Source organism: uncultured Roseobacter sp. (assembly GCF_947493125.1).
GTDB lineage: Bacteria > Pseudomonadota > Alphaproteobacteria > Rhodobacterales > Rhodobacteraceae > Roseobacter.
In genome coordinates, this window is sequence record NZ_CANLQB010000003.1 from 168,655 (window position 1) to 190,431 (window position 21,777).

Annotated in this window: 23 protein-coding genes, 1 tRNA gene and 1 pseudogene; 8 read left to right on the plus strand and 17 right to left on the minus strand. The window is 64.1% G+C overall.

Features of this window, described 5'->3' with window-relative positions; translation table 11 throughout:
- Nucleotide 1: 1 nt before the first annotated feature.
- The 5 genes from Q1A71_RS07215 to Q1A71_RS07235 form a co-directional block, all read right to left on the minus strand.
- Nucleotides 2–730 carry an alpha/beta fold hydrolase gene (locus tag Q1A71_RS07215; RefSeq protein WP_299673528.1) on the minus strand — a complete coding sequence of 243 codons (729 nt, stop codon included), beginning with the start codon at nt 728–730 and terminating at the stop codon, nt 2–4.
- Nucleotides 727–2,268 carry an ABC transporter permease subunit gene (locus Q1A71_RS07220; RefSeq protein WP_299673530.1) on the minus strand — a complete coding sequence of 514 codons (1,542 nt, stop codon included), beginning with the start codon at nt 2,266–2,268 and terminating at the stop codon, nt 727–729. Before Q1A71_RS07220 ends, Q1A71_RS07215 begins: the two co-directional genes overlap by 4 nt.
- Nucleotides 2,265–3,326, minus strand: a complete 1,062-nt coding sequence (locus tag Q1A71_RS07225; protein ID WP_299673532.1) for a glycine betaine/L-proline ABC transporter ATP-binding protein — start codon at nt 3,324–3,326, stop codon at nt 2,265–2,267. The genes Q1A71_RS07220 and Q1A71_RS07225 overlap by 4 nt, the downstream gene beginning before the upstream one ends.
- A 68-nt stretch (nt 3,327–3,394) precedes the next feature.
- Entirely contained in the window at nt 3,395–4,354 is a 960-nt protein-coding gene (locus tag Q1A71_RS07230; protein WP_299673533.1) for a glycine betaine ABC transporter substrate-binding protein, read from the minus strand.
- Between the two features lie 34 nt (nt 4,355–4,388).
- A complete protein-coding gene (locus Q1A71_RS07235; protein WP_299674303.1) occupies nt 4,389–5,402 on the minus strand; it encodes a D-cysteine desulfhydrase in 1,014 nt (337 codons plus the stop codon).
- A gap of 194 nt (nt 5,403–5,596) precedes the next feature.
- Here Q1A71_RS07235 and Q1A71_RS07240 point away from each other — a divergent pair, with 194 nt between their 5' ends.
- Nucleotides 5,597–6,502, plus strand: a complete 906-nt coding sequence (locus Q1A71_RS07240; RefSeq protein ID WP_299673535.1) for a LysR family transcriptional regulator — start codon at nt 5,597–5,599, stop codon at nt 6,500–6,502.
- Here the strand turns inward: Q1A71_RS07240 and Q1A71_RS07245 are convergent.
- Genes Q1A71_RS07245 through Q1A71_RS07265 form a run of 5 tightly spaced genes read right to left on the minus strand, consistent with a single transcriptional unit; the run spans nt 6,499 to nt 11,977 of the window.
- Entirely contained in the window at nt 6,499–7,488 is a 990-nt protein-coding gene (locus Q1A71_RS07245; RefSeq protein WP_299673537.1) for an oligopeptide/dipeptide ABC transporter ATP-binding protein, read from the minus strand. The two genes, Q1A71_RS07240 and Q1A71_RS07245, sit on opposite strands and share 4 nt — an antisense overlap.
- Nucleotides 7,485–8,453: an oligopeptide/dipeptide ABC transporter ATP-binding protein gene (locus tag Q1A71_RS07250; RefSeq protein ID WP_299673539.1), complete on the minus strand. Its 969-nt coding sequence runs from the start codon at nt 8,451–8,453 to the stop codon at nt 7,485–7,487. Before Q1A71_RS07250 ends, Q1A71_RS07245 begins: the two co-directional genes overlap by 4 nt.
- Nucleotides 8,454–8,456: 3 nt before the next feature.
- Nucleotides 8,457–9,374 carry an ABC transporter permease subunit gene (locus tag Q1A71_RS07255; protein WP_299673541.1) on the minus strand — a complete coding sequence of 306 codons (918 nt, stop codon included), beginning with the start codon at nt 9,372–9,374 and terminating at the stop codon, nt 8,457–8,459.
- A gap of 4 nt (nt 9,375–9,378) precedes the next feature.
- Nucleotides 9,379–10,302 carry an oligopeptide ABC transporter permease OppB gene (oppB, locus tag Q1A71_RS07260; RefSeq protein WP_299673543.1) on the minus strand — a complete coding sequence of 308 codons (924 nt, stop codon included), beginning with the start codon at nt 10,300–10,302 and terminating at the stop codon, nt 9,379–9,381.
- A 49-nt stretch (nt 10,303–10,351) separates the two neighbouring features.
- On the minus strand, nt 10,352–11,977 hold the full coding sequence (locus Q1A71_RS07265) for a peptide ABC transporter substrate-binding protein (RefSeq protein WP_299673545.1): 1,626 nt from the start codon (nt 11,975–11,977) through the stop codon (nt 10,352–10,354).
- Between the two features lie 254 nt (nt 11,978–12,231).
- Between Q1A71_RS07265 and Q1A71_RS07270 the strand changes: the two genes are divergently transcribed.
- Nucleotides 12,232–12,858, plus strand: a complete 627-nt coding sequence (locus Q1A71_RS07270) for a hypothetical protein (RefSeq protein WP_299673547.1) — start codon at nt 12,232–12,234, stop codon at nt 12,856–12,858.
- A 313-nt stretch (nt 12,859–13,171) separates the two neighbouring features.
- On the opposite strand, the gene Q1A71_RS07275 is transcribed toward Q1A71_RS07270, so the two are convergent.
- Nucleotides 13,172–14,194 (minus strand): permease, encoded by a 1,023-nt coding sequence (locus Q1A71_RS07275; RefSeq protein ID WP_299673549.1) that lies wholly within the window; start codon nt 14,192–14,194, stop codon nt 13,172–13,174.
- 84 nt (nt 14,195–14,278) lie between these two features.
- On the opposite strand from Q1A71_RS07275, the gene Q1A71_RS07280 reads away from it, so the two are divergent.
- Nucleotides 14,279–14,434: a LysR family transcriptional regulator gene (locus Q1A71_RS07280; RefSeq protein WP_299673551.1), complete on the plus strand. Its 156-nt coding sequence runs from the start codon at nt 14,279–14,281 to the stop codon at nt 14,432–14,434.
- 15 nt (nt 14,435–14,449) lie between these two features.
- Entirely contained in the window at nt 14,450–15,133 is a 684-nt protein-coding gene (locus Q1A71_RS07285) for a LysR substrate-binding domain-containing protein (protein ID WP_299673553.1), read from the plus strand.
- A gap of 160 nt (nt 15,134–15,293) precedes the next feature.
- Here Q1A71_RS07285 and Q1A71_RS07290 read toward each other — a convergent pair.
- A tRNA-Ala gene (locus Q1A71_RS07290) sits at nt 15,294–15,369 on the minus strand.
- A gap of 94 nt (nt 15,370–15,463) precedes the next feature.
- The gene (locus tag Q1A71_RS07295; protein ID WP_299673555.1) at nt 15,464–15,796 is read right to left on the minus strand and encodes a TIGR02300 family protein; all 333 of its coding nucleotides are present in this window, start codon (nt 15,794–15,796) and stop codon (nt 15,464–15,466) included.
- A gap of 114 nt (nt 15,797–15,910) precedes the next feature.
- On the opposite strand from Q1A71_RS07295, the gene Q1A71_RS07300 reads away from it, so the two are divergent.
- The 3 genes from Q1A71_RS07300 to Q1A71_RS07310 all read left to right on the plus strand — a co-directional run bounded on the left by Q1A71_RS07300 (nt 15,911) and on the right by Q1A71_RS07310 (nt 17,929).
- Nucleotides 15,911–16,609, plus strand: coding sequence for a SprT family zinc-dependent metalloprotease (locus Q1A71_RS07300; protein WP_299673557.1), 699 nt, complete (start codon nt 15,911–15,913; stop codon nt 16,607–16,609).
- Between the two features lie 36 nt (nt 16,610–16,645).
- Nucleotides 16,646–17,296, plus strand: a complete 651-nt coding sequence (locus Q1A71_RS07305; RefSeq protein WP_299674306.1) for a GntR family transcriptional regulator — start codon at nt 16,646–16,648, stop codon at nt 17,294–17,296.
- 156 nt (nt 17,297–17,452) lie between these two features.
- The gene (locus Q1A71_RS07310; protein WP_299673558.1) at nt 17,453–17,929 is read left to right on the plus strand and encodes a GNAT family N-acetyltransferase; all 477 of its coding nucleotides are present in this window, start codon (nt 17,453–17,455) and stop codon (nt 17,927–17,929) included.
- A 2-nt stretch (nt 17,930–17,931) separates the two neighbouring features.
- Here the strand turns inward: Q1A71_RS07310 and Q1A71_RS07315 are convergent, their stop codons facing one another.
- Nucleotides 17,932–18,894: an acetyl-CoA carboxylase carboxyltransferase subunit alpha gene (locus tag Q1A71_RS07315; protein WP_299673560.1), complete on the minus strand. Its 963-nt coding sequence runs from the start codon at nt 18,892–18,894 to the stop codon at nt 17,932–17,934.
- Nucleotides 18,895–18,969: 75 nt separating this feature from the next.
- Nucleotides 18,970–19,565 (minus strand): annotated as a pseudogene (locus tag Q1A71_RS07320) (LysE family translocator).
- Between the two features lie 72 nt (nt 19,566–19,637).
- Here Q1A71_RS07320 and Q1A71_RS07325 point away from each other — a divergent pair.
- On the plus strand, nt 19,638–20,090 hold the full coding sequence (locus Q1A71_RS07325; RefSeq protein ID WP_299673562.1) for an Lrp/AsnC family transcriptional regulator: 453 nt from the start codon (nt 19,638–19,640) through the stop codon (nt 20,088–20,090).
- Nucleotides 20,091–20,137: 47 nt separating this feature from the next.
- On the opposite strand, the gene Q1A71_RS07330 is transcribed toward Q1A71_RS07325, so the two are convergent.
- Both Q1A71_RS07330 and Q1A71_RS07335 read right to left on the minus strand, forming a co-directional pair.
- A complete protein-coding gene (locus Q1A71_RS07330) occupies nt 20,138–20,608 on the minus strand; it encodes a DUF302 domain-containing protein (protein ID WP_299673564.1) in 471 nt (156 codons plus the stop codon).
- Nucleotides 20,609–20,675: 67 nt separating this feature from the next.
- A complete protein-coding gene (locus Q1A71_RS07335) occupies nt 20,676–21,632 on the minus strand; it encodes an L-malyl-CoA/beta-methylmalyl-CoA lyase (RefSeq protein WP_299673566.1) in 957 nt (318 codons plus the stop codon).
- Nucleotides 21,633–21,777: the final 145 nt, after the last annotated feature.

The window sequence follows — 21,777 nt, forward strand, 5'->3', positions numbered from 1 at the left end:
GTTATCCGGCGGCGTCGAGATGCTGGCGCAGGAGCGGGACAAAGGCGTCGGGGTTTTCGAGATGCACGGCATGGGCGCAGCGCGGGACGACGGCGAGATGCGTGGTCGGAATGCGCTGCCACAGGGTTTCGATCTGGCGCCAGGGGTAGGTGCGATCCTGATCGCCCCAGATGATCAGCGTGTCCTGCTGCAGCTTTGGAAGTGCGGCCTCGCCCGACCAATGCTGCATGGCGTCGAGCCCCGCGTCGATGGCATCGGGGGCGGCGCTCTCGGCGATGGCGGCGCAGCCTTCGTAGGCGGGACAGGCCGTCCCCTCCCGGAACCAGGTCGCGGCGATGCGTCGGGCGGTCGCGCGCGCTCCGTCAGCCCGGGCGCGTGCCTTGCTTTCTGCGATGGTCTCGAACCGACCGGGCAGCACGCCAATGGCGCCGGTGGCGTAGAGCACCAGCTGCCGGACCCGAGTGGGTGCCCGGTGGGCCACCTCCTGTACGATCATTCCACCCATCGAATGGCCGAGAAGGTGAAACGCCTCGACGCCGCGGGCCTGCAGATCGGCGAGCACCCACTCCGCGAAGCCCACGATCGAGGCGATGGGCGGCAGGTGGGCGTTGGCGCCGAAGCCCGGCAGGTCGAGCGCGATGATCGGGCGCGTGCCCGAGAGCGCTGCGATCTCTGCCTCCCATTGCGCGCTGCCGCCCATGAACCCATGGACCAGCACCAGCGGTGTCACTTGCGCTGGCCCTGCACGATGCGGTCGAGGATCATGGCGCAGAAGAGGATCGCGAAGCCTGCGAGGATGCCCTGGCCCACATTGGCGTATTGCAGCGCTTCGAGCACGTCTTCCCCAAGACCCTTGGCGCCGATCAGCGAGGCCACCACGACCATGGCCAGCGAGAGCATGATGGTCTGGTTGATCCCGGCGCGGATCGACGGGCTGGCGAGCGGCAGATCGACCCGGGTGAGCAGGTACCACTTGTTGGCCCCGAAGGAGATCGCCGCCTCGCGCACGCTTTCCGGCACGCCACGCAGGCCCAGCACGGTCAGGCGCACCACAGGGGTGCCGCCGAAGATCATGGTGGTCACGACCGCCGCGGGTTTGCCGGTGCCGAAGAAGGCGATCACCGGGATCATGAAGACGAAGGCGGGCATGGTCTGCATGAAGTCCATGATCGGCTGGATCGCGGCGTAGAATCGCGGCCGTCGCGCGGCAAACATGCCCAGCGGAATGCCGATGAGGATCGACAGGCAGGCCGCGGTGCCGAGCAGCGCGAGCGTGGTCATCGCCTTTTCCCAGAAGCCGAGCAGGCCCATGTAGGCCAGAAACGCGCTGGAATAGATCGCCATCCGCACACCGGCGGTGAGCCAGGTCAGCAGGATGATCAGAGCGGCGATCACGATCCAGGGTGTGCTGACGAAAACGATCTCGAGCGCGTCGAGCACGAGGCGGATCACCAGCGTGATGCCGTCGAAGAGGGCCTCGCCGTTCAGGACGGCCCAGTTGAAGAAGTTCTCGACCCAGTCGATGCTGGTCAGGCGGATGCCGGGATCGGTCGGGAAATTGCTGAGCAGATCGAAGCGGCCCGGCAAGCTGTAGTGCAGCATCGCCGCCAGGACGATGAGCCCCATGAAGACCGCGCTGAACACGATCTGCGACATGGGCATGCCGGAGCGGATCGAGCGGTCGGACAGCCAGTCGGAAAACCGCGCCTCCAGCACCCAGTTGGCCACGGTGGCCTGGGCGGCTTTGGCCAGCAGCAGGATGGCGAGGCCAATGAAGGCGATCCAGGGGCCCTGGGCGGCCAGGGCTGCGGCTTCGTCGCGGATGCCGCCGATGTTGGCCTCGAGCCCTTCCACGGCGCGGCGGAAGGCATCGACCCGGTCGGAGCCGCTCTCGATGGCCGCGGCCAGTTGCTGGCGCCGCAGCTCCAGCGTGCCTTCGATGGAGGCAATCCGCTCCATGGCGTCGGCGGCCAGATCACCGAAGAGGCCGCGGGCGATCTGCACCAGCGCCAGCGCCTCGAGGATCAGGAACGGCAGCGCCCAGGACCACAGGCCGCGCGCGCCGAACCAGATGGGGCCAAACAGCCCGGCCATGAGGTTGAACGTCGGTGTGAAGCGGGCGGAGGCGCCGATCTTGTCGAATTTGCGGATGTAGTACTCCGGACTGGTGCGCACGAAGGTGCGGATGTTGTCGTGCCGCTCCTTGGCGTAGGCGATGGCGGCGGCGCTTTCGGGATCATCGAGCGGGTTTACGGTGTCGTCCTTCATGATACCTCCGTGCCTTCAATGACGGTGCGCAACAGGTCTTCGCGGGTGATGACGCCGACGTCGCTGCCCTGGTCCTGCACGAGGATCGGGTTGGCGTCGTCGATGGCGAGGTTGATCAGGTTGCTGAGGGTTTCATCGCCGTCGACGCGTGGTGCGCTGGCGGGCACCGGGCCGTGGTTTCCCACATAGGCGTCGACAGGCTGCATGACCGCATGCGCGTGCACGACCTTGAGCCGGGAGATGCCGGCCACGAAGTCGGCGACGTAGTCATCGGCGGGGTGCATCACGATGTCCTCGGCGGTGCCGATCTGCACGACCTTGCCGTCGCGCATGATCGCGATGCGGTCGCCGATGCGGACCGCCTCATCGAGGTCGTGTGTGATGAAGATCGTGGTTTTCTTGAGGATCTTGGAGAGCCGGATGAATTCCTCCTGCAACTGCCGGCGGATCAGCGGGTCGAGCGCGGAGAAAGGCTCGTCCATCAGCAGCACATCGGGGTTGGCGGCGAGCGCGCGGGCGAGGCCGACCCGCTGTTGCATGCCGCCTGAAAGCTCATGGGCGAACTTGGAACCCCAGGCGCCAAGCTCGACGATGTCGAGGATGGCGGCGGCCTGGCGCATGCGTTCGTTCTTGGCCACCTGGCGGATTTCGAGCGGCATGGCCACGTTGTCCAGCACCGACCGGTGCGGCATGAGCGCGAAGTTCTGGAAGACCATGCCGATCTTGCGGTTGCGGAAGGTCTGCAGCTCTTGCGGCCCGAGCGCCATGACGTCGGTGCCTTCGATTTCGATCTTGCCGGCGGTGGGTTCGAGCAGCCGGTTGAAGTGGCGCACGAGGGTGGATTTGCCACTGCCCGAGAGGCCCATGACGCAGAAGATTTCGCCGCGATTGACCGAGAGGCTGACATCGGCGACGCCGACGACGGAATTGAACTCGGCCAGCACCTCCGCCTTGGTCAGCCCGCGGTCCCGGATGGCCTGCAGGGCCTGCTCCGGTTTGGCGCCGAAGATCTTCCAGACGTTGGAGATTTCAATGACGCAATCGTGGTTGTCCTTCATGGCGCCCCCCGGCTTTGGACGCATCGGCACCGCATCGCCGTGCCGATGCTGACAAACGCGTGCCGGGATCAGAGCCCCAGCATCGTATCCACGCGATCCGAGTTCGCCTCGACCCATTCCTTGGCGGCCTCGGCCGGTTCGCGACCCTGCGCGCTGATTTCGAACGCGAGGCCGCTGACGTCATCGGCGGTCAGGGAGAAGTTCGCGAAGAACTCGGCGATGGCGGGCGACCGGTCTGCAAGCGAGTTCGACCAGGCGATCTGGACCTGCTTGAGGTCGTCCTTCGTGGCCACCATGGACTTGTCATACCAGTCGGCGTCGTCGGAGGGCTGCACCATCACGTATTTCTCGGGGTCGAAGGCCGGTTCTGTCAGCATGACCACGTCGAACATGTACCAGACGGCATGCGGCTCATAGCAGTAGAAGGCGTAGCCCTCGCCCTTGGCGATGCTGTCCTTGATCCGCGCCGTTTTCACCGCTTCTTCCGCGCGGATGGGCTCGACGAAGTCGAGCAGGCCATAGTCGCGCACCTTGACTTCGTTCACATTGGCGGAGGCCCAGCCGGGGGCGCCGATCCACATCTCTCCAAGGCCGTTGCCGTCACTGTCCATCAGAGCGGCGACGTCGGGGCGGCCCAGATCTGTGATGTCGGTGATGTCATTGGCTTCGGCGAAGTCCTTGGAGACACAGAAGCCCTGGTTGCCCTCATAGGGGTTCGACGACAAGGTGACGGTGCCTGCACCATCCACATATTCCTTGGTGAAGCTTTCCTGGTTCGGCAGCCACACATCCGGATGCACGTCGATGTCGCCCTCGCCCTGGTCCATGGCCTGGAAGATCGTGGCGTTGTTGCCGGGCACGTATTCGACGCTGCCGCCGATCCGCGAGGTGACGATTTCACCCAGAACATAGGCAATGGCCTGCGCCCCGGTCCAGGTCGGCACGCCGATCTTGACCTCTTCCGCCAGGACCGGGGCACCGATGCCACTGACCAGCGCAGCCGCCATCAAGCTTGTTTTCAATTTCATTGGTTGATCTCCTTGTTGGTCGTTTTTTTACTGTTTATGAGGTGTATCCGGGCAGTCCGAAAGTCTCTGGATAGCCAAAAAGCGCAGCACTTCCGCCGGTGTGCAGAAAAACGACGTTTTGCATGCCGTCAAAATAGCCTTTCTGGATCAGATCAATCAGCCCATCGAGGCCCTTGCCGGAATAGACCGGATCGAAGAGCAGGCCTTCGGTCTGCGCCAGAAGCTTGAGTGCTGCGATCATGCCATCGGTGGGCAGGCCATAGCCGGCCCCGACGTAATCGCAGTTGGCGCGCACGGCGCTGCGGTCGATGCTGCCCGGCAGGCCGAGGTGATCGGCGGTGCGCTGTGCCAGATCGTGCACCATGCTCTCCTGCTTGTCCTGCGGTGCCCGCACGCCGATGCCGAGCAGGTGGACATCACTCTGGATCGCGGCCAGACCGGCCACCAGACCGGCCTGGGTGCCGGAGCTGCCGGTGGCATGCACGAAGGCGTCGATCTTCAGGCCCATGGCATCGGCCTGTTCGGACAGCTCGCGCGCGCAGTTGACATAGCCGAGGGCACCAATGGGGTTGGAGCCGCCGCCGGGGATGATGTAGGGGCGCTTGCCCTGCTGGTGCAGCGTCTCGGCCAGGTTTGCCATTTCGGCATTCATGTCGGTGCCGCCGCCGCGCTTGGACACCGTGGCGCCGTGCAGCCGGTCGAGCAGGACGTTGCCGTTGAGGACGTAATTCTCGTCGTTCGAGCCGGTCCGGTCTTCGAGCAGGATATGGCAGGCCATCCCCAGTTTGGCCGCTGCCGCAGCGGTCTGGCGCGCGTGGTTCGACTGTGTGGCGCCCTGGGTGATGATCGTGTCGGCGCCCTGCTGCCGGGCGTCGGCCATCAGAAATTCCAGCTTCCGGGTCTTGTTGCCACCCGAGGAGAGGCCCGTGCAGTCGTCCCGTTTCACCCAGAGGCGCGGGCCACCGAGCTTTTCGCTCAGCCGATCCATCGGCTCCAGCGGTGTCGGCAGATGCCCGAGGGCCACCCGCGGAAACTTGGCCAGGCGGATGGCAAGATCCTTGCACCGGCTGGCGCTCAGGTCGGCAGAGCTCTCTGCGTCGTGTTCTGTCATCTGATCCGTTATCGTCACGGCACGTCTCCCAAGCATAGCGCGACTCAAAGTTTTGTCTGGAGCCAGCCAAAAAACCAGTGCTTTTTCCTATGGCTGCTCATACATTTTCTTTGGGTGAAGAGAGGTCTCACATGCAGTTGCAATGGTTGAACGATGTTCTTGTCCTGCTGGAAGAGGGCAATATGAGCCGGGCCGCGGCGCGCCGAAACATCACGCAGCCTGCGTTTTCCCGGCGAATCCGGGGGTTTGAGGATTGGTTGGGCGTGACGATCCTGGACCGGCGCACCAACCGGGTCGAGATCAGCGAGGCGCTGTCCTCCAACGAGGACGAGATCCGCGCGCTGATCAGGCGGCTGGGCGAGCTGCGCACAAAAATTGCGCAGTTCGCGCCGACGCGGACGACGGTCGAGATCGCCGCGCAGCACGCGCCCATTTTCTCAACCTTCCCGGATATGGCGCTGCGCGCGCGGCGGGCCTTTCCCGGGCTGCAGTTTCGCATACGAGCCGGCAATCTGAACGATTGCGTGTCTATGTTCCTGCGGGGCGATACCGGCATGCTGCTCTGCTATGAGGCGGAGCGTGTGGGGCCGCTTGCCTTTGGTCCGGACGTCCGGCGCGGCCGCTGGGGGACGGACTATCTCATCCCGGTGATCGGCGGCGCGCTGCGCTATACGGTGCGGGACACCGGAGACATCCCCGCCGATACACCCGCGATCGTCTATCCGGAGGACAGCTATTTCGGGCAGGTGCTCAGCAGGAATGAACGGGCTTTCGGCACCTCCGGGTTCAGTGCCAATCCGTTCAGCGTCACGGCCTTCTCGAGCGGGTTGCGGGAACTGGCACTCAAGGGGCTGGGCGTCGGGTGGTTGCCGTTCAGCATGGCGCATCGGGAGATCGAGAGCGGGGCGCTGATTTCGCTGGCCCATCGCTATGGGCAAGAGCCGCTGGAGGTGGCGATCTATGCCGACAGGCGGGCGGAGATGACGCAGACGCTGATGACGCTTTGGGCTGCTGAGGGCGGCGGGCAGCCGGGCTAGGGTTCTGCATGATGGGGGCAGGCCACGAGATGGTCCTGCCCGAGGTCTGTCAGGGGCGGCGACGCCTCGGCGCAGTCCGGCTGTGCGATGGGGCAGCGTGTGCGGAAGACGCAACCCGAGGGCGGGGCCATCGGCGAGGGCAATTCGCCCTGGAGGACCGGGCGGGGCCGGGCGCGTTCGGCCTTGGGCGACGGGATCGGGACCGAGGCGATCAGGGCGCGTGTGTAGGGGTGGCGCGGGTTCGTGATCAGCTCTGCCGCCCCCGCTGTCTCGACGATGCGGCCCAGGTACATCACGGCAATGCGATGGGAGATGTGGCGCACCACGCTGAGATCGTGGGCGATGAACATGAGCGCCAGACCCATCTCGCGCTGCAGATCCTGCAGCAGGTTCACCACCTGGGCCTGGACCGAGACATCGAGCGCGCTGACCGGCTCGTCGCAGACCACAAGCTCAGGCTCGGTGATCAGGGCGCGGGCAATGCCGATGCGCTGGCACTGGCCGCCCGAGAATTCGTGCGGGTAGCGGTTGACCAGCGCGGGCAGCAGGCCCACCCGCTCCATCATGGCGCCCACCTTCGTGCGGACCTGCGCCTTGGAGAGGTCTGGCATATGTGTCAGCAGCGGTTCGGCCACGATCTGGCCCACGGTCATGCGCGGGTTGAGTGCGTCGAGCGGGTCCTGGAAGACCATCTGCACGTGCCGTCCGTGGGCGCGTCTCTCGGAGGCGTCCATCTGGGCGATGTCCGCGCCCCGCCAGAGCACGCGGCCCGCGCTTACGGGGACGGTGCCGACGATGGCGCGTGCCAGCGTCGATTTGCCCGAGCCGCTTTCGCCCACGAGCCCGAGCGTCCGGCCGGGCTCCAGCAGGATCGACGCTTGTTTGACCGCCTGCAACTTGTGCGGTTCGGTCCAGGGCCAGCTGCCGCGGTGGGCCACATCAAAGGTGACGCTGAGGTCCTGCACCTGCAGCAGCGGGCCGCTCATGTGATGGCCTCGCGGGCGGCGTGGCAGGCGCGGAGCCGGCCTGACCCGAACCCTTCCAGCGGGGGCATCAGGCTGCTGCAGGGATCGTGGCTGGCCGGGCAGCGCGGGCTGAAGGGGCAGCCGGAGGGCAGGGCGGTCAGGTCCGGCGGATCCCCTGGGATGGTGCGCAGTGTCTCCTGCGGGACATCGAGGCGCGGGACGGCGTTCAGCAGACCCCGGGTGTAGGGGTGTGAGGGGGCCTCGAACAGATCATCGGTGGGGCCGGTTTCCATCACACGACCGCCGTACATCACCAGCGTTCTGCGGCACGACCCGGCGACGATGGCCAGGTCGTGGGTGATGAGGATCAGTGCGGTGCCGAAGTCGCGTTGGATATCGGCCATCAACTGCATGATCTGGTTCTGCACCGTGACGTCGAGGGCCGTGGTCGGCTCGTCCGCGATCAGCAACCTGGGGCGGCACAGCAGCGCCATGGCGATCATGATGCGCTGCCGCATGCCACCCGAGAACTCATGGGGGTACATGCCGAGCCGCGCCTGTGCATCGGGGATCCGCACCGCGTCCAGCATCCGTGCGCTTTCGGTCAGCGCGTCCCGCCGTGACGCACCCTTGTGCAGCATCAGCACCTCGGTCATCTGCTCGCCCACGCGCAGGTAGGGATTGAGCGAGGTCATCGGATCCTGGAAGATCATGGCGATTTCATTGGCGCGGATCGCGTTGAGTTTGTCCTCGGGCAGGTTCAGGATGTCCTGCCCGTCGAACCGGACCGAGCCCCCGGCGCGCCCGTTCCTCGCCAGAAGGCCCAGCGTGGCGAAGGCCAGTTGTGTCTTGCCCGAACCGCTCTCGCCCACGATGGCGAGGCTGTCGCCTGCGTCGAGTGCGAGCGTCATGCCATTCACGGCCTTCACCACCCCGTCGGGGGTGTCGAAGCTGACCGTGAGGTCGGTGATCTCCAACAACGCCATGGTTCAGCGGTCCTTCGGGTCGAGCGCGTCGCGCAGCCCGTCGCCCACGAAGAAGAAGCCGAAGAGCGTGATGACGAAGAAAAACAGCGGCCAGGTCAGCATCCAGAGCGTGCCGTTGGTCATCTCCGCCGCCCCGTCGTTGATCAGCGCCCCCCAGCTGGTCAGCGGTTCCTGCACGCCGAGGCCCAGAAAGCTGATGAAGCTTTCGTAGATGATCATCGAAGGTACCAGCAGCGTGGCATAGACGATCACCACGCCCAGCAGGTTGGGGATGATGTGGCGCAGGATGATGGTGAAGGGCCGCACTCCCGTGGCGCGCGCGGCCTCGATATAGGCCTTGCCCTTGAGCGTCAGCGTCTGGCCGCGGGCGATACGCGCCATGTCGAGCCAGCTGATGAGGCCAATGCCCACGAAGAGCATGAAGAGCGAGCGGCCGAAGACCACCAAGAGCAGGATCAGCACGAACATGTAGGGAATGGACATCAGCACATCGACGATGCGCATCATCACATTGTCGATGCGCCCGCCGAAATAGCCCGCCACCGCGCCATAGAGCGTCCCGACAATGACCGAGATCAGCGCGCCGACGATGCCCACCAGCAGCGAGATCTGCGTGCCCTGCACCGTGCGGGCAAAAAGGTCGCGCCCCAGCGCGTCGGTGCCGAACCAGTGGCCTGTCTCGAGCGACGGGCGCCCGCCTTCCGCCACGTTGCCAAGCACGTTCCAGTCGATGTCCTCGTTGTTCCAGGGCGCGATGAAGGGACCGATCACAGCAAAAGCGGCGACCGCGATCAGCACGATCAGCCCGGCCACGGCGGCGCGGTTGCGGAAGAACCGCGCGCGCGCGTCGGCCCAGAGCGAGCGGCCCTTGATCGGAGCGCTGCCGGCCAGATCGTCGGCCACGGATTTGGTTGCGAACATGGGCCTAATACCTGATTTTCGGGTCGATCCATGCGTAGAGCACGTCGACCAGCAGGTTGAAGAAAATGGTGAGCGCGCCGAGCAGGATGGTGATGCCCATCATCACGCCGTAGTCGCGGTTGAGCGCGGAGGCGACAAAGAACTGCCCGATGCCACCGGTGGAGAAATAGATGTCGATCACGACCGAGCCGGTGATCATGCCCACGAAGGCGGGCCCCAGGTAGGAGATCACCGGGAGCAGCGCCGGTTTCAGCGCGTGGCGCAGGATCACCCTTCGTGCGGACAGGCCCTTGGCGCGGGCGGTGCGGATATAGTTGGAGGTCAGAACCTCGAGCATCGAGGCACGCGCGATCCGCGCAATGGACGCCATGTAGCTGGTGGAGAGCGCGATCACCGGCAGGATCACGAATTGCCACTGCCCGCCCTGCCAGCCACCGCCCGGCAGCCAGCCGAGCCACAGCGTGAAGGTCAGAACGAGGATCGGCGCCAGCACGAAATTCGGCAGCACCTGCGCGCCGATTGAGATGCCAACAGCCAGGTAGTCCAGCCAGGTGTTGTGACGGACAGCAGCCAGGATGCCGAGCGCGCCGCCCACGATGACCGCGACGAGAAAGCTCCAGAAGCCGTAGGTGAGCGTCACCGGAAAGCCCTGGGCGATCAGGCTGTTCACGTCCTGATCGCGGTAGATGAAGGAGGGGCCGAAGTCGAACTCGGTCACCAGCGCCACGATGTACCGCCAGATCTGCATATGGAAGGGCTGGTCGAGCCCGTATTGCGCCTGAAGGTTGGCCAGCACCGCAGGCGGCACGCCGCGTTCGCTGGCAAAGGGGCTGCCGGGGGCGGCATACATGAGCACAAAGGTGAAGACGATCAGGATCAGCAGAACCGGGATCGCGACCAGCAGGCGCTTGAGGATATAGACGGACATGAGACCAGCGTCGCGGCGGAGCGGGCGCTGTCACCCGCTCCGCTGCGTCTTAATCGGCTGCGACGCGGTAGATGTCGCGCACGTACCAGTTGTTCTCGACGTTCTCGGTCGGCCAGTTTCGGATGGTCGGATCCAGCACGAAATTCTGGGTGTAGTGATAGATCGGCAGGATCGCCATGTCCTCGGCCAGGATCTGTTCGACCTGGCTGTAGGTGGGTTGCGGGTCGGACATGGTCACGCTCTCGGCCATCAGCCGGTCGACCTCTGGATTCGAGTATTTGCCATCGTTGTTGGCGTTCCGGGTGGTGAGCAGATCGAGGAAGGTCGAGGCCTCGTTATAGTCACCGCACCAGGCGGACCGAGCGATATCGAAGTTCTGGTTGCCCCGGATTTCCAGATAAGATTGCCATTCGAAGTTGCTGAGCTTGGTGGTCACCCCCAGGGGTCGCCACATCTGGCTGATCACCGTGGCGATCTGTTTGTGATTTTCAGAGGTGTTGTAGATCAGGTCGAGCTCAATGGGATTGTCGGGCCCGTAGCCCGCCTCTTGCATCAGCGCCATGGCTTTCTCCATGCGCTCTTCCTGGCTCCAGAGGGAATACTCGATCTCCGGCAGCTCAAAATCAGCCGTGGCCCAGTGGGTGAAGCTGTAGGCCGGGGCCTGACCGGCCTTCAGCACCTGATCGGTGATCACATCTCGGTTGATCATGTAGCTGAGTGCCGTGCGCACGCGCGCATCCTGCAGCGCCTCATGGCCGCTCTCGGACTGGTTCACGGTGTAGTAGTAGGAGCAGAGCCGCGGCACGGAATGCGCCACATCGGGCATTTCCGCCTCCAGCCGTGGATAGCTGCCCGCGGGCAGGTCGTCCATCATGTCAAATTCGCCAGCCTGAAAGCGGGTCAGCGCCTGATTGGCGTCGTTGATCACATAGCCGGTGATCTCGGTGATGATCACATCTTCGGCGCCCCAATACTCCGGGTTCTGGCCCAGGCGGATAAACTCATTCACCGCCATGTCCTCCAGCACATAGGCGCCGTTGGAAACGATGTTGTCCGGGTTGGTCCAGGCGGCGCTATGCGCCTCAATCGTGGGCTGATGCGTGGGCATAAAGGTGTAATGCACCGTCATCTGCGGAAAATAGGGCAGGGGCTGCGCCAGCGTCACCTCCAGCGTGCGCTCGTCGACCGCCCGCACGCCAAGCTCGGAGGGCTCCGCCTCACCCGCGATGACCGCTGCGGCATTGGTGATCTGGCTGAGCTCTACATACCAGGCGTATTCCGATGCCGTGCCCGGATCCGCTGCCCGCTGCCAGGCAAAGACGAAATCCTGCGCCGTGACCGGATCGCCGTTGGACCACCGCGCGTCCTCGCGCAGCGTGAAGGTCCAGGTCTGGTTGTCCTCGGAGGACCACGCCTCGGCCACGCCCTCCCGCAGGGTGCCATCGGCGTTCTGTGTCAGAAGCCCTTCGAAGAGTTGCCGGGCCAGGTGGCCGCCGACGGTCTCTTCGATCAATTGCGGGTCGATCGAGGGGAACTGGTCCAGCATGCGGTATTGAAAGGTCTGGTCAGCGGCGAGCGGCTCGCCCGTCACGGGGTGCGTGTCTTGCGCCCAGGCCGCCGGGCCGAGCGCGAGTGCCGCCAGGGCCGAACCGGCCAGAAGTCGATGCGTGATCATTGTCTTTGTCTCCCTTGTTTTTGTTTTTCGACGTCCGGCGGCTGCATCGCCGGGATCGCCATATGACTACAACGTGCGGTAGAACTGCGCGCATTGTACACCAACAACTTTGAAATCGAGCAAAAGATCGGCGACAAAATTCCTATGTTGCCGGGATTTGCAGAGATTTTCACAGTATGTGATGAGAGGATGTGCGGCCAACGTGGCGAGGGGGTTTGGGCGCCGCTGCGATTGATTTCAGGAAGGCGATTGAGATGAGATTTTTCCTAATGGCGTTCTGCGCCGCGGTTTTGAGCGGCCTGTCCGGCATGGCGAGCGCGCAGGGATCGACCTACGATTCGCTGCTGAACTTTTCGCTGATGGAGCAGAGCCGGTGTAGCGGGAGAGGCGGCAGTTGGACCGGTATGACCTGTTCGGGTGGATCCGCTGGATCGGGTGGTTTCACCCGCGAGGATCTGGAGGCGATACAGAATGCGATTGGCGCCTGGCATCAGAGCGAGATGCGCAAGGCGACCTGTCTGATGATCGTGGATGTCGAGCGCACGCCGGCGCTTATGAGCCAGGCGCTGAGCGCTCATGTGGCAGATTTCAGACCGCGCGAGATCCATATCTTTCGGGAAGTGAACAACCGGTACCATCGGGATGGGACCGGTCCGCTGGTGTTGACCCACGGCTATACGCGCATGTTGATCGGCCATTCCCTGCAGCAGCGCATTCGCCGCGGCGAGATCCCACGGACGGCGTCATGCAAGAATATCGACTATGCCGAAAAATACTTCAAGCTGGTGGCAAGCGGGGTCCAGACGGGCGGGGCGGGACAGCCCGTGCGGTATGAGTTGACCGGAGACCCCGGTCTGATCGCCGCGCTCGTGAGCCGGTGACTGGCAGCGGCGGGTCGTTTGGATGCCGGAGCTGTGCGGGTCGGGGTGTTTTCCGGCAACGCACAGGGGCCAGCGGCCGACGTTTGGTGCGACCCGCTTCAGCCACTGTACCCTGCTGGGACAGTGGCTGTTCGGCGCCTTGGCGCTCTGCGCGTCAGATCTGACCCGCCCGAACAATGGACTTTTTGTTAGGCGTGGCTTGATTGGCGACCTGCAATGGTCAGTCTCGGGGCGCGAGGGGGGACCGGCTTGGCAGGACGTCTCCTTTCAAAACGAACCGCTTTTGGTGCCGGGATCCTGGCCGATGACCTGCTCAGGCGAGCCATTCGAACACATATCCAGCCGCCAGAGACCCCGAAACCGCCAGCGCAAGATAGAGCAGAAACGGCTTCAGCTTCAGCACCGGCGCTATGGCCATCGCACCCCAGATGCTGACCACACCCCCTGAGATCAGAAACGCCATCGCAGCTCCTTGGGACATTCCGTTGTCGATCAGTGCGCGCGTCAGCGGGAGGGCGGCGTAGCCATCAATGTAGGCCGGTGCACCCACAAAAACTGCTGCGGGTATTGCCCACCACTGGTCCTTGCCGACGTAAGCGGCAAGAGACCCCGGTGTCAGGGTGGCGTTGAGTGCGTATTCCGCAGCAAAGGCTGGAATGAGGCAGATCAGGATCAGCCGCGAGGTCGCCATGAACTGGCGCCGAAACACGGCCCGGCGCCGTTCGCTCCGCCAGACCCGAGGCTGAAATGGCACGTCGTCTCCGCAGCGCTGTGTGATCAGCTTCCTGGCCAGACCGGTATCGCGCAGTGCACTGAGTGCCCAAGGGCGCCGCGAAAAAAACGCAGTCACCGCGCCGCCAAACACACCGATCCCAAAGGCGCCGAGGGTCTTCCCGAGGGCAAAGGCCCAGCCCAAGGTGGCGGCGGTTGTCGCCAGCATCGCGGGATCCGTGATCGGAGAGGACAGCCAGAACGCCATGATGGGCGCAAGCGGCACGCCCGCTGCCAGCAAGCCCACCATCATCGGCAGAACGGTTACGCCGCAGACGGGTGTAACGGCGCCGATCACCGATGCTGCCAATACAGAAGGACCGAGCCGGCCTTCGAAGGCTCCCGCGATCCGCCCGTCCGCGCCGCTGGCGACGATCCAGGCGGCCAGCACGATGCCCGGGATGACGATCGGCGCGACGGAAACAAGACCCCAGATCACGAACGCAGCCGTGCTGACTGCATGTGACGGCCAGAGCGCGGCACTTGCTCCCACCAGAACCACGATGCCCCACCAGAGCCTCGATGGTCCCGATTTTTCTGCGAGTGAACTGCTGTGGTCTGTCATAAGGGCCTCCCAGGCCTGTAGACTAGATCGGCACTGCAGCATATATGAAGCGCATAGTTCTTATATCAGCTATCGGTTTTGTGAATGGAAAATCTTGAAAGCGATCTGCTCCGCACCTTTGTGGCCGTCGCACAGGCGGGAAGTGTCACCGATGGCGCGGCGCGCATTTGCCGATCTCAATCCGCCACCAGCATTCAGATCAAGCGCCTTGAGGCTGTCTTGGGGCGGCCTGTCTTTTAACGCCACGGGCGAGGTGTGATTCTGACAGAGACGGGGCGCCGTCTGTTGCCCGTTGCGATGGATGTGACCGCGCGCCTTGACGCAACGCTTCGGAGCATCGCCAATCCTCCGGTCGAGGGAAAATTGAGCCTTGGCATTCCTGACGATCATGGCCGTGAGAAACTGGCGCAGATCGTGGCCGACTTCAGCCGCGACCAACCCGGGATCGAACTGAACGTGACCTGCAGCCTCAGCGCCGGTTTCCCCGAGGCGCTGCGGCGCGGGGCACTTGATCTGGCGATTTACGAAGTCGAGGCGGTGTCACCTTCCGAGGAGCTCCTCATCGAAGATCCGACTTGTTGGGTGTCATCAGCGGAGCGCGACTTCACAGATGTCGAACCTTTGCCTGTGGCCTTGTTTGATGAAGCCTGCTGGTGGCGGGATGCGGCGATTGCATCGCTGGAGGCGCAGGGGCGGCCGTACCGCATCGTCTATTCAAGCCAGAGTGTCCTGGGTGTGCTCGCTGCTGTTCGGGCCGGTATGGCCATCGGCCTCTTGGGGCGCTCATCCTTGGATGCAGGGCTTCTGGTCCTGACCGACGCGATGTCGTTTGGCCCGACACCGACGTCAAAGCTCGTGATGAAGAGCAAGGGCGCGGCCCGGACTGACGCCATCGACGCGATGCGGCAGACCATTCGGCGCGCATTCCATGCGGCGTAGGAAGACAGTCTGCGCATTCTGACGGATACCCACGACAAGCTGGATCTTGGCTCTGCGCGCACGGGTTCGGCACCCGCCACAATCGGGTTGGTCCGTCTGGCAACAGGGGTCGAAAAACTAGCCAGTGAGGCCACACAATTTGACGCTGGATGTGGAGCGATGGTGGAGCCTAGCGGGATCGAACCGCTGACCTCCTGCATGCCATGCAGGCGCTCTCCCAGCTGAGCTAAGGCCCCATCAGTGGATGTGACATCCGGTGCGCCGCTGAATAGGCGCAACGCGGGGCGGGATCAAGCGGAAAAACCGCCCGCCCCACGCGTTTTCGACAGATCAGCTGTCGTCGTCTTCCGAGGCGACATCCGCGATCTCTTCCAAGGGCACGTTGTCGTCATCGTCTTCGTCGTCGTCGAGCAGATCATCGCCCAGATCGACATCGACATCGTCCTCATCGTCCTCGAGCACCACATCGTCCTCTTCGGTCGAGGCCTTGGCCTTGGCCGAGGCGGCGTCTTCGGCATCCGCGGCGATCATGCGGGATTTCGACAAGTCGATCTCGACCACTTCGCCGGTGTAGGGGCTGACGATCGGATTCTTGTTCAGATCGTAGAAGCGTTTGCCTGTGGTGGGGCAAAGACGCTTCGTTCCCCATTCTTCCTTGGGCATGAAAAACCCTCTTTGTGATTGCGACTCTTCGTGTAGATGATTCCGGCGAAGTGCCATATGACGCGAGGGCTGTAAAGGGCTGCTGCGTGCAGGCCCGTATTCGGAGATCCGCCCATGTCCGAGTTGATCCTTGCCGGTGATCCCCCCATTCCGCTGGTCCTGCGGCGTTCGGGGCGTGCGCGGCGGATCTCGCTGCGCATTTCACAGCTCGATGGGCGGGTGACGCTGACACTGCCCAAGGGCATGCCGGAGCGCGAGGCGCTGGGGTTTGCCCGCGAGAAGGAGCTCTGGATTCGCAAGCACCTGGCGGCACGGGCAGCAGATGTGAGCGTAGGGCTCGGCGCGGAGTTGCCCGTGGGCGGGCAGGTGCACGAGGTTGTGCCGGGCACCGGGCGCAGGGTGGTCTTTGAGGAGGGGCGCGTGGCGGTGCCGGGCCCGCCCGAGCGTGTGGGCCGGCGGCTGGCGGGGCATCTCAAGGAGCTGGCGCGAGCGCGGCTGGCGGAGGCCTCGGACAACTACGCGGCGCGGCTGGGGCGCTCTTACAGCGCCATCACCTTGCGCGACACGCGGTCGCGTTGGGGCTCCTGCACGGCGGAGGGACGGCTGATGTATTCCTGGCGGCTGATCCTCGCGCCGCCGGAGGTGCTGGACTATGTGGCCGCCCATGAGGTGGCGCATCTGGCCGAGATGAACCATTCCGGCGCCTTCTGGACCGAGGTCACGCGTATCTATGGCGATTATGCCGGGCCGCGCAATTGGTTGCGCACCCATGGAGGCGATCTGCACCGCTACAGGTTCGACAGCGCCGCGTGACTTGACCGATCTGCATTTGTGATCACATATGCGCCCATGATCCTGAACCCGCGCCCCGTCGATGCCACCACCGCCGCGCATGACCGTGTCTATCGCGCGCTGCGCGGACGGATCATGCAGGGCGATCTGCCGCCCGGCGAGGGGCTGACGCTGCGCGGGATCGGCCGGGCGTATGACGTTTCGATGACCCCGGCGCGCGAGGCGGTGCGGCGGCTGGTGGCAGAAGGGGCGCTGACCATGTCCAGCTCGGGCCGCGTCTCGACGCCCGAGCTCAGCAACGAGCGGATCGAGGAACTGGCCGCTCTGCGCGCGCTCATCGAGGTGGAACTGGCCAGCCGGGCGTTGCCGCGGGCGCATATGGCGCTGATCGAGCGGATGCAGACCATCAACGCCAGTATCGCCGAGGCCGTCGCGCACCGCGATGCGGCCCGCTACATCCGCACCAACCTCGAATTCCATCGGACGCTCTACCTGCGTGCGCAGGCGCCTGCGATGCTCGCCATGGCCGAGACGGTCTGGTTGCAGATGGGGCCGACGATGCGTGCCCTCTACGGACGGCTGCGCAAGACAGAACCGCCGCAGTTCCACCGGCACATCATCGCGGCGCTGCGGGCGGGGGACGAGCCGGGCTTGCGCCTGGCAGTCCGGTCGGACGTGACGCAAGGTCTTCGCATGCTGGCCAGCTGAATCTTTACCATAGAACCAAAGCACCATTGAATTTTTCTACTTTATGTAGAATTTTATCGAAATTCGACCCGTCAGGCGGCATTGTTTCGTCGTCCACGTGGGTCGAGCCCACTGGGTAAAGGGGGATGCGTGTTCTAGTAAATGGTTCAGATTGAAATGAAACATCCTGTTTTTAGTGGAAAGGTCCGCGCTGCGGGCCACGATGATCTTGCGACCGTGTTGGACATGGTCGCCCAGCTTGCGGCTTATCATGGCGATGTCGCCACCGTGACCCCCGATCAATTGATGCGCTACATGGAGGGGCCCGAGCCCTGGGTGCGCCTGCTGCTGGCCGAAGAGCGCGGTCGGGCGCTGGGATATGCGGCGCTGACGCCCTGGTCACAGATGCAATTCGGTGTCCGCGGCATGGACATGCATCACCTTTTTGTTGTGCCGGAGGCGCGTGAGCGGGGTGTGGGCGGGGCGTTGATTGCAGCCAGCGAGCGCATCGCGCGGCAAGGGGGATGCCACTATTTGTCCGTGGGCACCCACCCGGACAACGCGCGGGCGCAGGAGATCTATCGCGGCATGGGCTTCGAAGAGCTCGATCCGCCGGGGCCGCGGTTCCGGATCAGGCTTGCGGCGGCGTCCTGAGATCAGGCCGCCAGTCCGATCCCCCCGATTTCGATGAATTTGGCGCGGCGGTCCGCGATCAGTGTCTGCGCATCCTTACCGTCGAGATCCTCGAGCATGCCGTCGAGCGCGCGGCCCACGGCGGCGATGGCGGCGGTGGAATCACGATGCGCGCCGCCCATAGGCTCGGCGATGATCCGGTCGATGACGCCGAGCTGCTTGAGATCCTCTGCGGTGAGCCGCAACGCCTCGGCGGCCTCGCGCATTTTCTCGGCGTCCTTCCAGAGGATCGACGCGCAGCCTTCGGGGCTGATCACCGAATAGACGGAGTGCTCGAGCATGGCCACGCGGTTGGCGGTGGCAAAGGCGACAGCACCGCCCGAGCCGCCTTCGCCGATGATCGCCGAGACCAGTGGCACGCCGATCTGCAGGCATTTTTCGGTGGCGCGCGCGATGGCCTCGGACTGGCCACGCTCTTCGGCACCCTTGCCGGGATAGGCGCCGGGTGTGTCGACGAGCGTTATCACCGGCAGCTTGAAGCGGTGCGCCAGGTCCATCAGGCGGATCGCCTTGCGGTAGCCTTCGGGGCGCGCCATGCCGAAATTGCGCTCGATCCGGGATTTGGTGTCATTGCCCTTCTCATGGCCGATCACCATCACCGGGCGGTCGTTCAGCCGTGCGAGCCCACCCATGACCGCGTGGTCATCGGCGAAGTTCCGGTCCCCTGCAAGCGGCGTGTAATCGGTAAACAGCGCGTCGATATAATCCTGACAGTGGGGCCGTTCGGGGTGCCGCGCGACCTGGCATTTGCGCCAGGGGGTCAGCGATTTGTAGAGCTCCTCGAGCATCGCCTTGGCCTTGACGTCGAGGGCGGCCGCCTCTTCGGTGACGTCCATCTCTTCATTCGCCCGGGCGAGCGCGCGCAACTCCTCCGCCTTGCCCTCGATCTCGGCCAGCGGTTTTTCGAAATCCATGTATTGGGTCATGGGAGACCTTCTGTTTGTTGTCTCCCGTTATATGACGGGCCTTGCAGGGCAATGCAACGCCGCGTCACAGGTGGGTCACGCGGGCCAAAGCACCGGGTAGAGCGAGGCGATGAGCAGCGCGGCCATGGTCCAGTTGAAGATGGCGAGCCGCCGCGGGTTGGTCAGCACGCGCGCGAGCTGCTGGCCCAGCACGGTCCAGGCGGTGATCGCGGGCAGGTTCACGGTGGCGAAGACGACCGCGACGACCGTGAAGGCGGCGAGCGTCTGGCTGGGCGCGTAGACCGAGAGCGCTGTCAAGGCCATCGCCCAGGCCTTGGATTCACCCATTGGAAGGCCGCGGCCTGCAGGAAGGTCATGGGCCGACCCTCGGCTGCCGTGCTGTCGATGGGCGCGGCGGTCGCGATCTTCCACGCGAGGTAGCTGAGGTAAAGCACCGAGAGGAGCTTCAGGATCGTATAGCTCAATAGGTAGCTGTCGAAGATCTGCGCGAGACCTGCGCCCACGAGCACGATCATCAGGCCGAACCCGATGGAGATGCCGAGCATATGCGGGATCGAGCGGGTAAAGCCGTAGTTGGCGCCGGAGGCCATGAGCATCAGGTTGTTCGGCCCCGGCGTCGCCGAGGTGACGAGGGCAAAGAGGATAAGGGCGGAGAGCAGCTCGAGTGTCATGGCGCAACAGTTGCGGAAGATATGCGGTTTGAAATTGCGTAGTGCTGCGTATCTCGGTTAGTTTTGCAACAAATGCGTGGAATAGATCAGAAATCCGATCAGATATTGCGTGAGCTGAAGCGCGATGGTCGTATCAGTAACCTCGAGTTGGCCGAGCGGGTGGGGCTCTCGCCCTCGGCCTGCCTGCGCCGGGTGCAGGAGTTGGAGCGGTCTGGCGTGATCCGGGGGTATCGCGCGGTGCTGGACCCGGTGAAGCTGGGCCTTGGGTTCACAGCTTACATCACCGTGGGGCTGAGCGATCATTCGAAGGCCTCGCAGGAGGCCTTTGAGCGGGCGATTGCGCGGTCGCCGGAGGTGGTGGAATGCCACAACATCACCGGGGCGACGGAATACCTGTTGCGCGTGGAATGCGCCGATCTGCCAAGCTACAAGCAGTTTCATACCGACAAGCTCGGGGCGCTGCCGCAGGTGAACGCGATCACCTCTTACGTGGTCATGGGCTCGCCCAAGGATGAGCGGGCGTGAGGGTTGCCACCGGTTGGGCTTGCATATTTTTTGGAACAATGAAGCGGTCAGTTGACGGCGGCTTCCGCGATGGTGGCGAAGCGGGTGTCGAGGTCTTTGGCGAGCGCGTCGAGGGCCGCACCGCCTTCGTCCAGGTAGGGCGCAAAGACGAAGCTGGGCGTCTTGTAGGACAGCGTGGCGGTGCCGTCGGGTTCTTCGGTGACATAGAAGCGGATGGGCGCTTCGATCATCGCGGCCGTTGATGTCGCGAGTACCTTTACGGCGAAGTCGTTGTTGAACACACCGACGACGCGGTTTTGCGGGATCGTGATGCCGCGCGCCTTGGCCGCACCCGTGGGGCCTGCCTGGGTCACGATACCCATCTTGTTGGCTTTCACTGCCTTTTTCAGATCATCGAGCAGTTTGTCGTGAGGCTTGTCCGTGCCGATTACCATCCAGCCGTCGCGCGGCGCGATGGACTGAGCGTGAAGTGCAGTGGCGCAAAGGAACGCGAGGCAGGTGGCGAGGATGGATTTCATGGCAGGCTCCCGGGTGGTCTGCCCCAATAGGGGCAGAGTGCACGCCCCTTGCCAAGTCACGAGCGCGTCAGCCCACGATCATCTCCGATTGGCGCACGATGACCTCTGCCTGTTTGATGGAGGCGATGTCGACGAGGCGGCCCTTGTAGACCGTGGCGCCTTCGCCCTTGGCCTTGGCCTCTTCCATGGCGGCGAGGATCTCGCGCGCCTCGGTGACGGCTTCGTCGGAGGGGGTGAAGACCTCGTTAGCGATGGCCACCTGTTTGGGGTGGATCGCCCATTTGCCGACCATGCCGAGCGTGGCGGAGCGACGGGCCTGTGCGCGGAAGCCCTCGTCATCAGAGAAGTCGCCAAACGGGCCATCGACCGGCAGCACGCCATGTGTGCGGCAGGCGGCAACGATGGCGGCCTGGGCCCAGTGCCACGGGTCCGACCAGTGTTTCTGGCCCTCACGGATCATGTAGTAGTTCTCCTGCGTGCCGCCGATGCCGGTGGTGGCCATGCCCATGGAAGCGGCGAAATCGGCCGCGCCGAGGCTCATCGCGGCGAGACGCGGGGAGCTGGCCGCGATCTCTTCCACATGGGCGATGCCGGCGGCGGATTCGATGATGACCTCGAAGGTGATCTTTTTGCTGCGGCCTTTGGCGGCCTCGATGGCTGTGACCAGCGCGTCAACCGCATAGATGTCCGCCGCGCAGCCCACTTTGGGGATCATGATCTGGTCGAGCCGGTCACCCGCCTGCTCCATCAGGTCGACCACATCGCGGTACCAGTAGGGCGTGTCGAGACCGTTGATGCGAACCGAGAGCGTCTTGTTGCCCCAGTCGATGTCCGAGATGGCCGCGATGATGTTGGCGCGCGCGCTGTCCTTGTCGGACGGGGCCACGCTGTCTTCGAGATCGAGGTTGATCACATCGGCGGCTGAGGCGGCCATTTTCTCAAAAATCGCGGGGCGCGAGCCGGGGCCAAAGAGCTGGCAGCGGTTGGGGCGGGCAGGCGGTGTGGGTTGGAGGCGGAAACTCATGTCGGGCCCTTGAGTAATAAAATTACAATCGTGTCGCGCCTGTTGGTATGAAATTGCGTAGAATGCTGCAAGTGCATTTTGCAACTGCAGCAATGGATTCGCGATGCCTGCCGTTAAGGATTGCTGAATTCTTCGCCACGTTGGT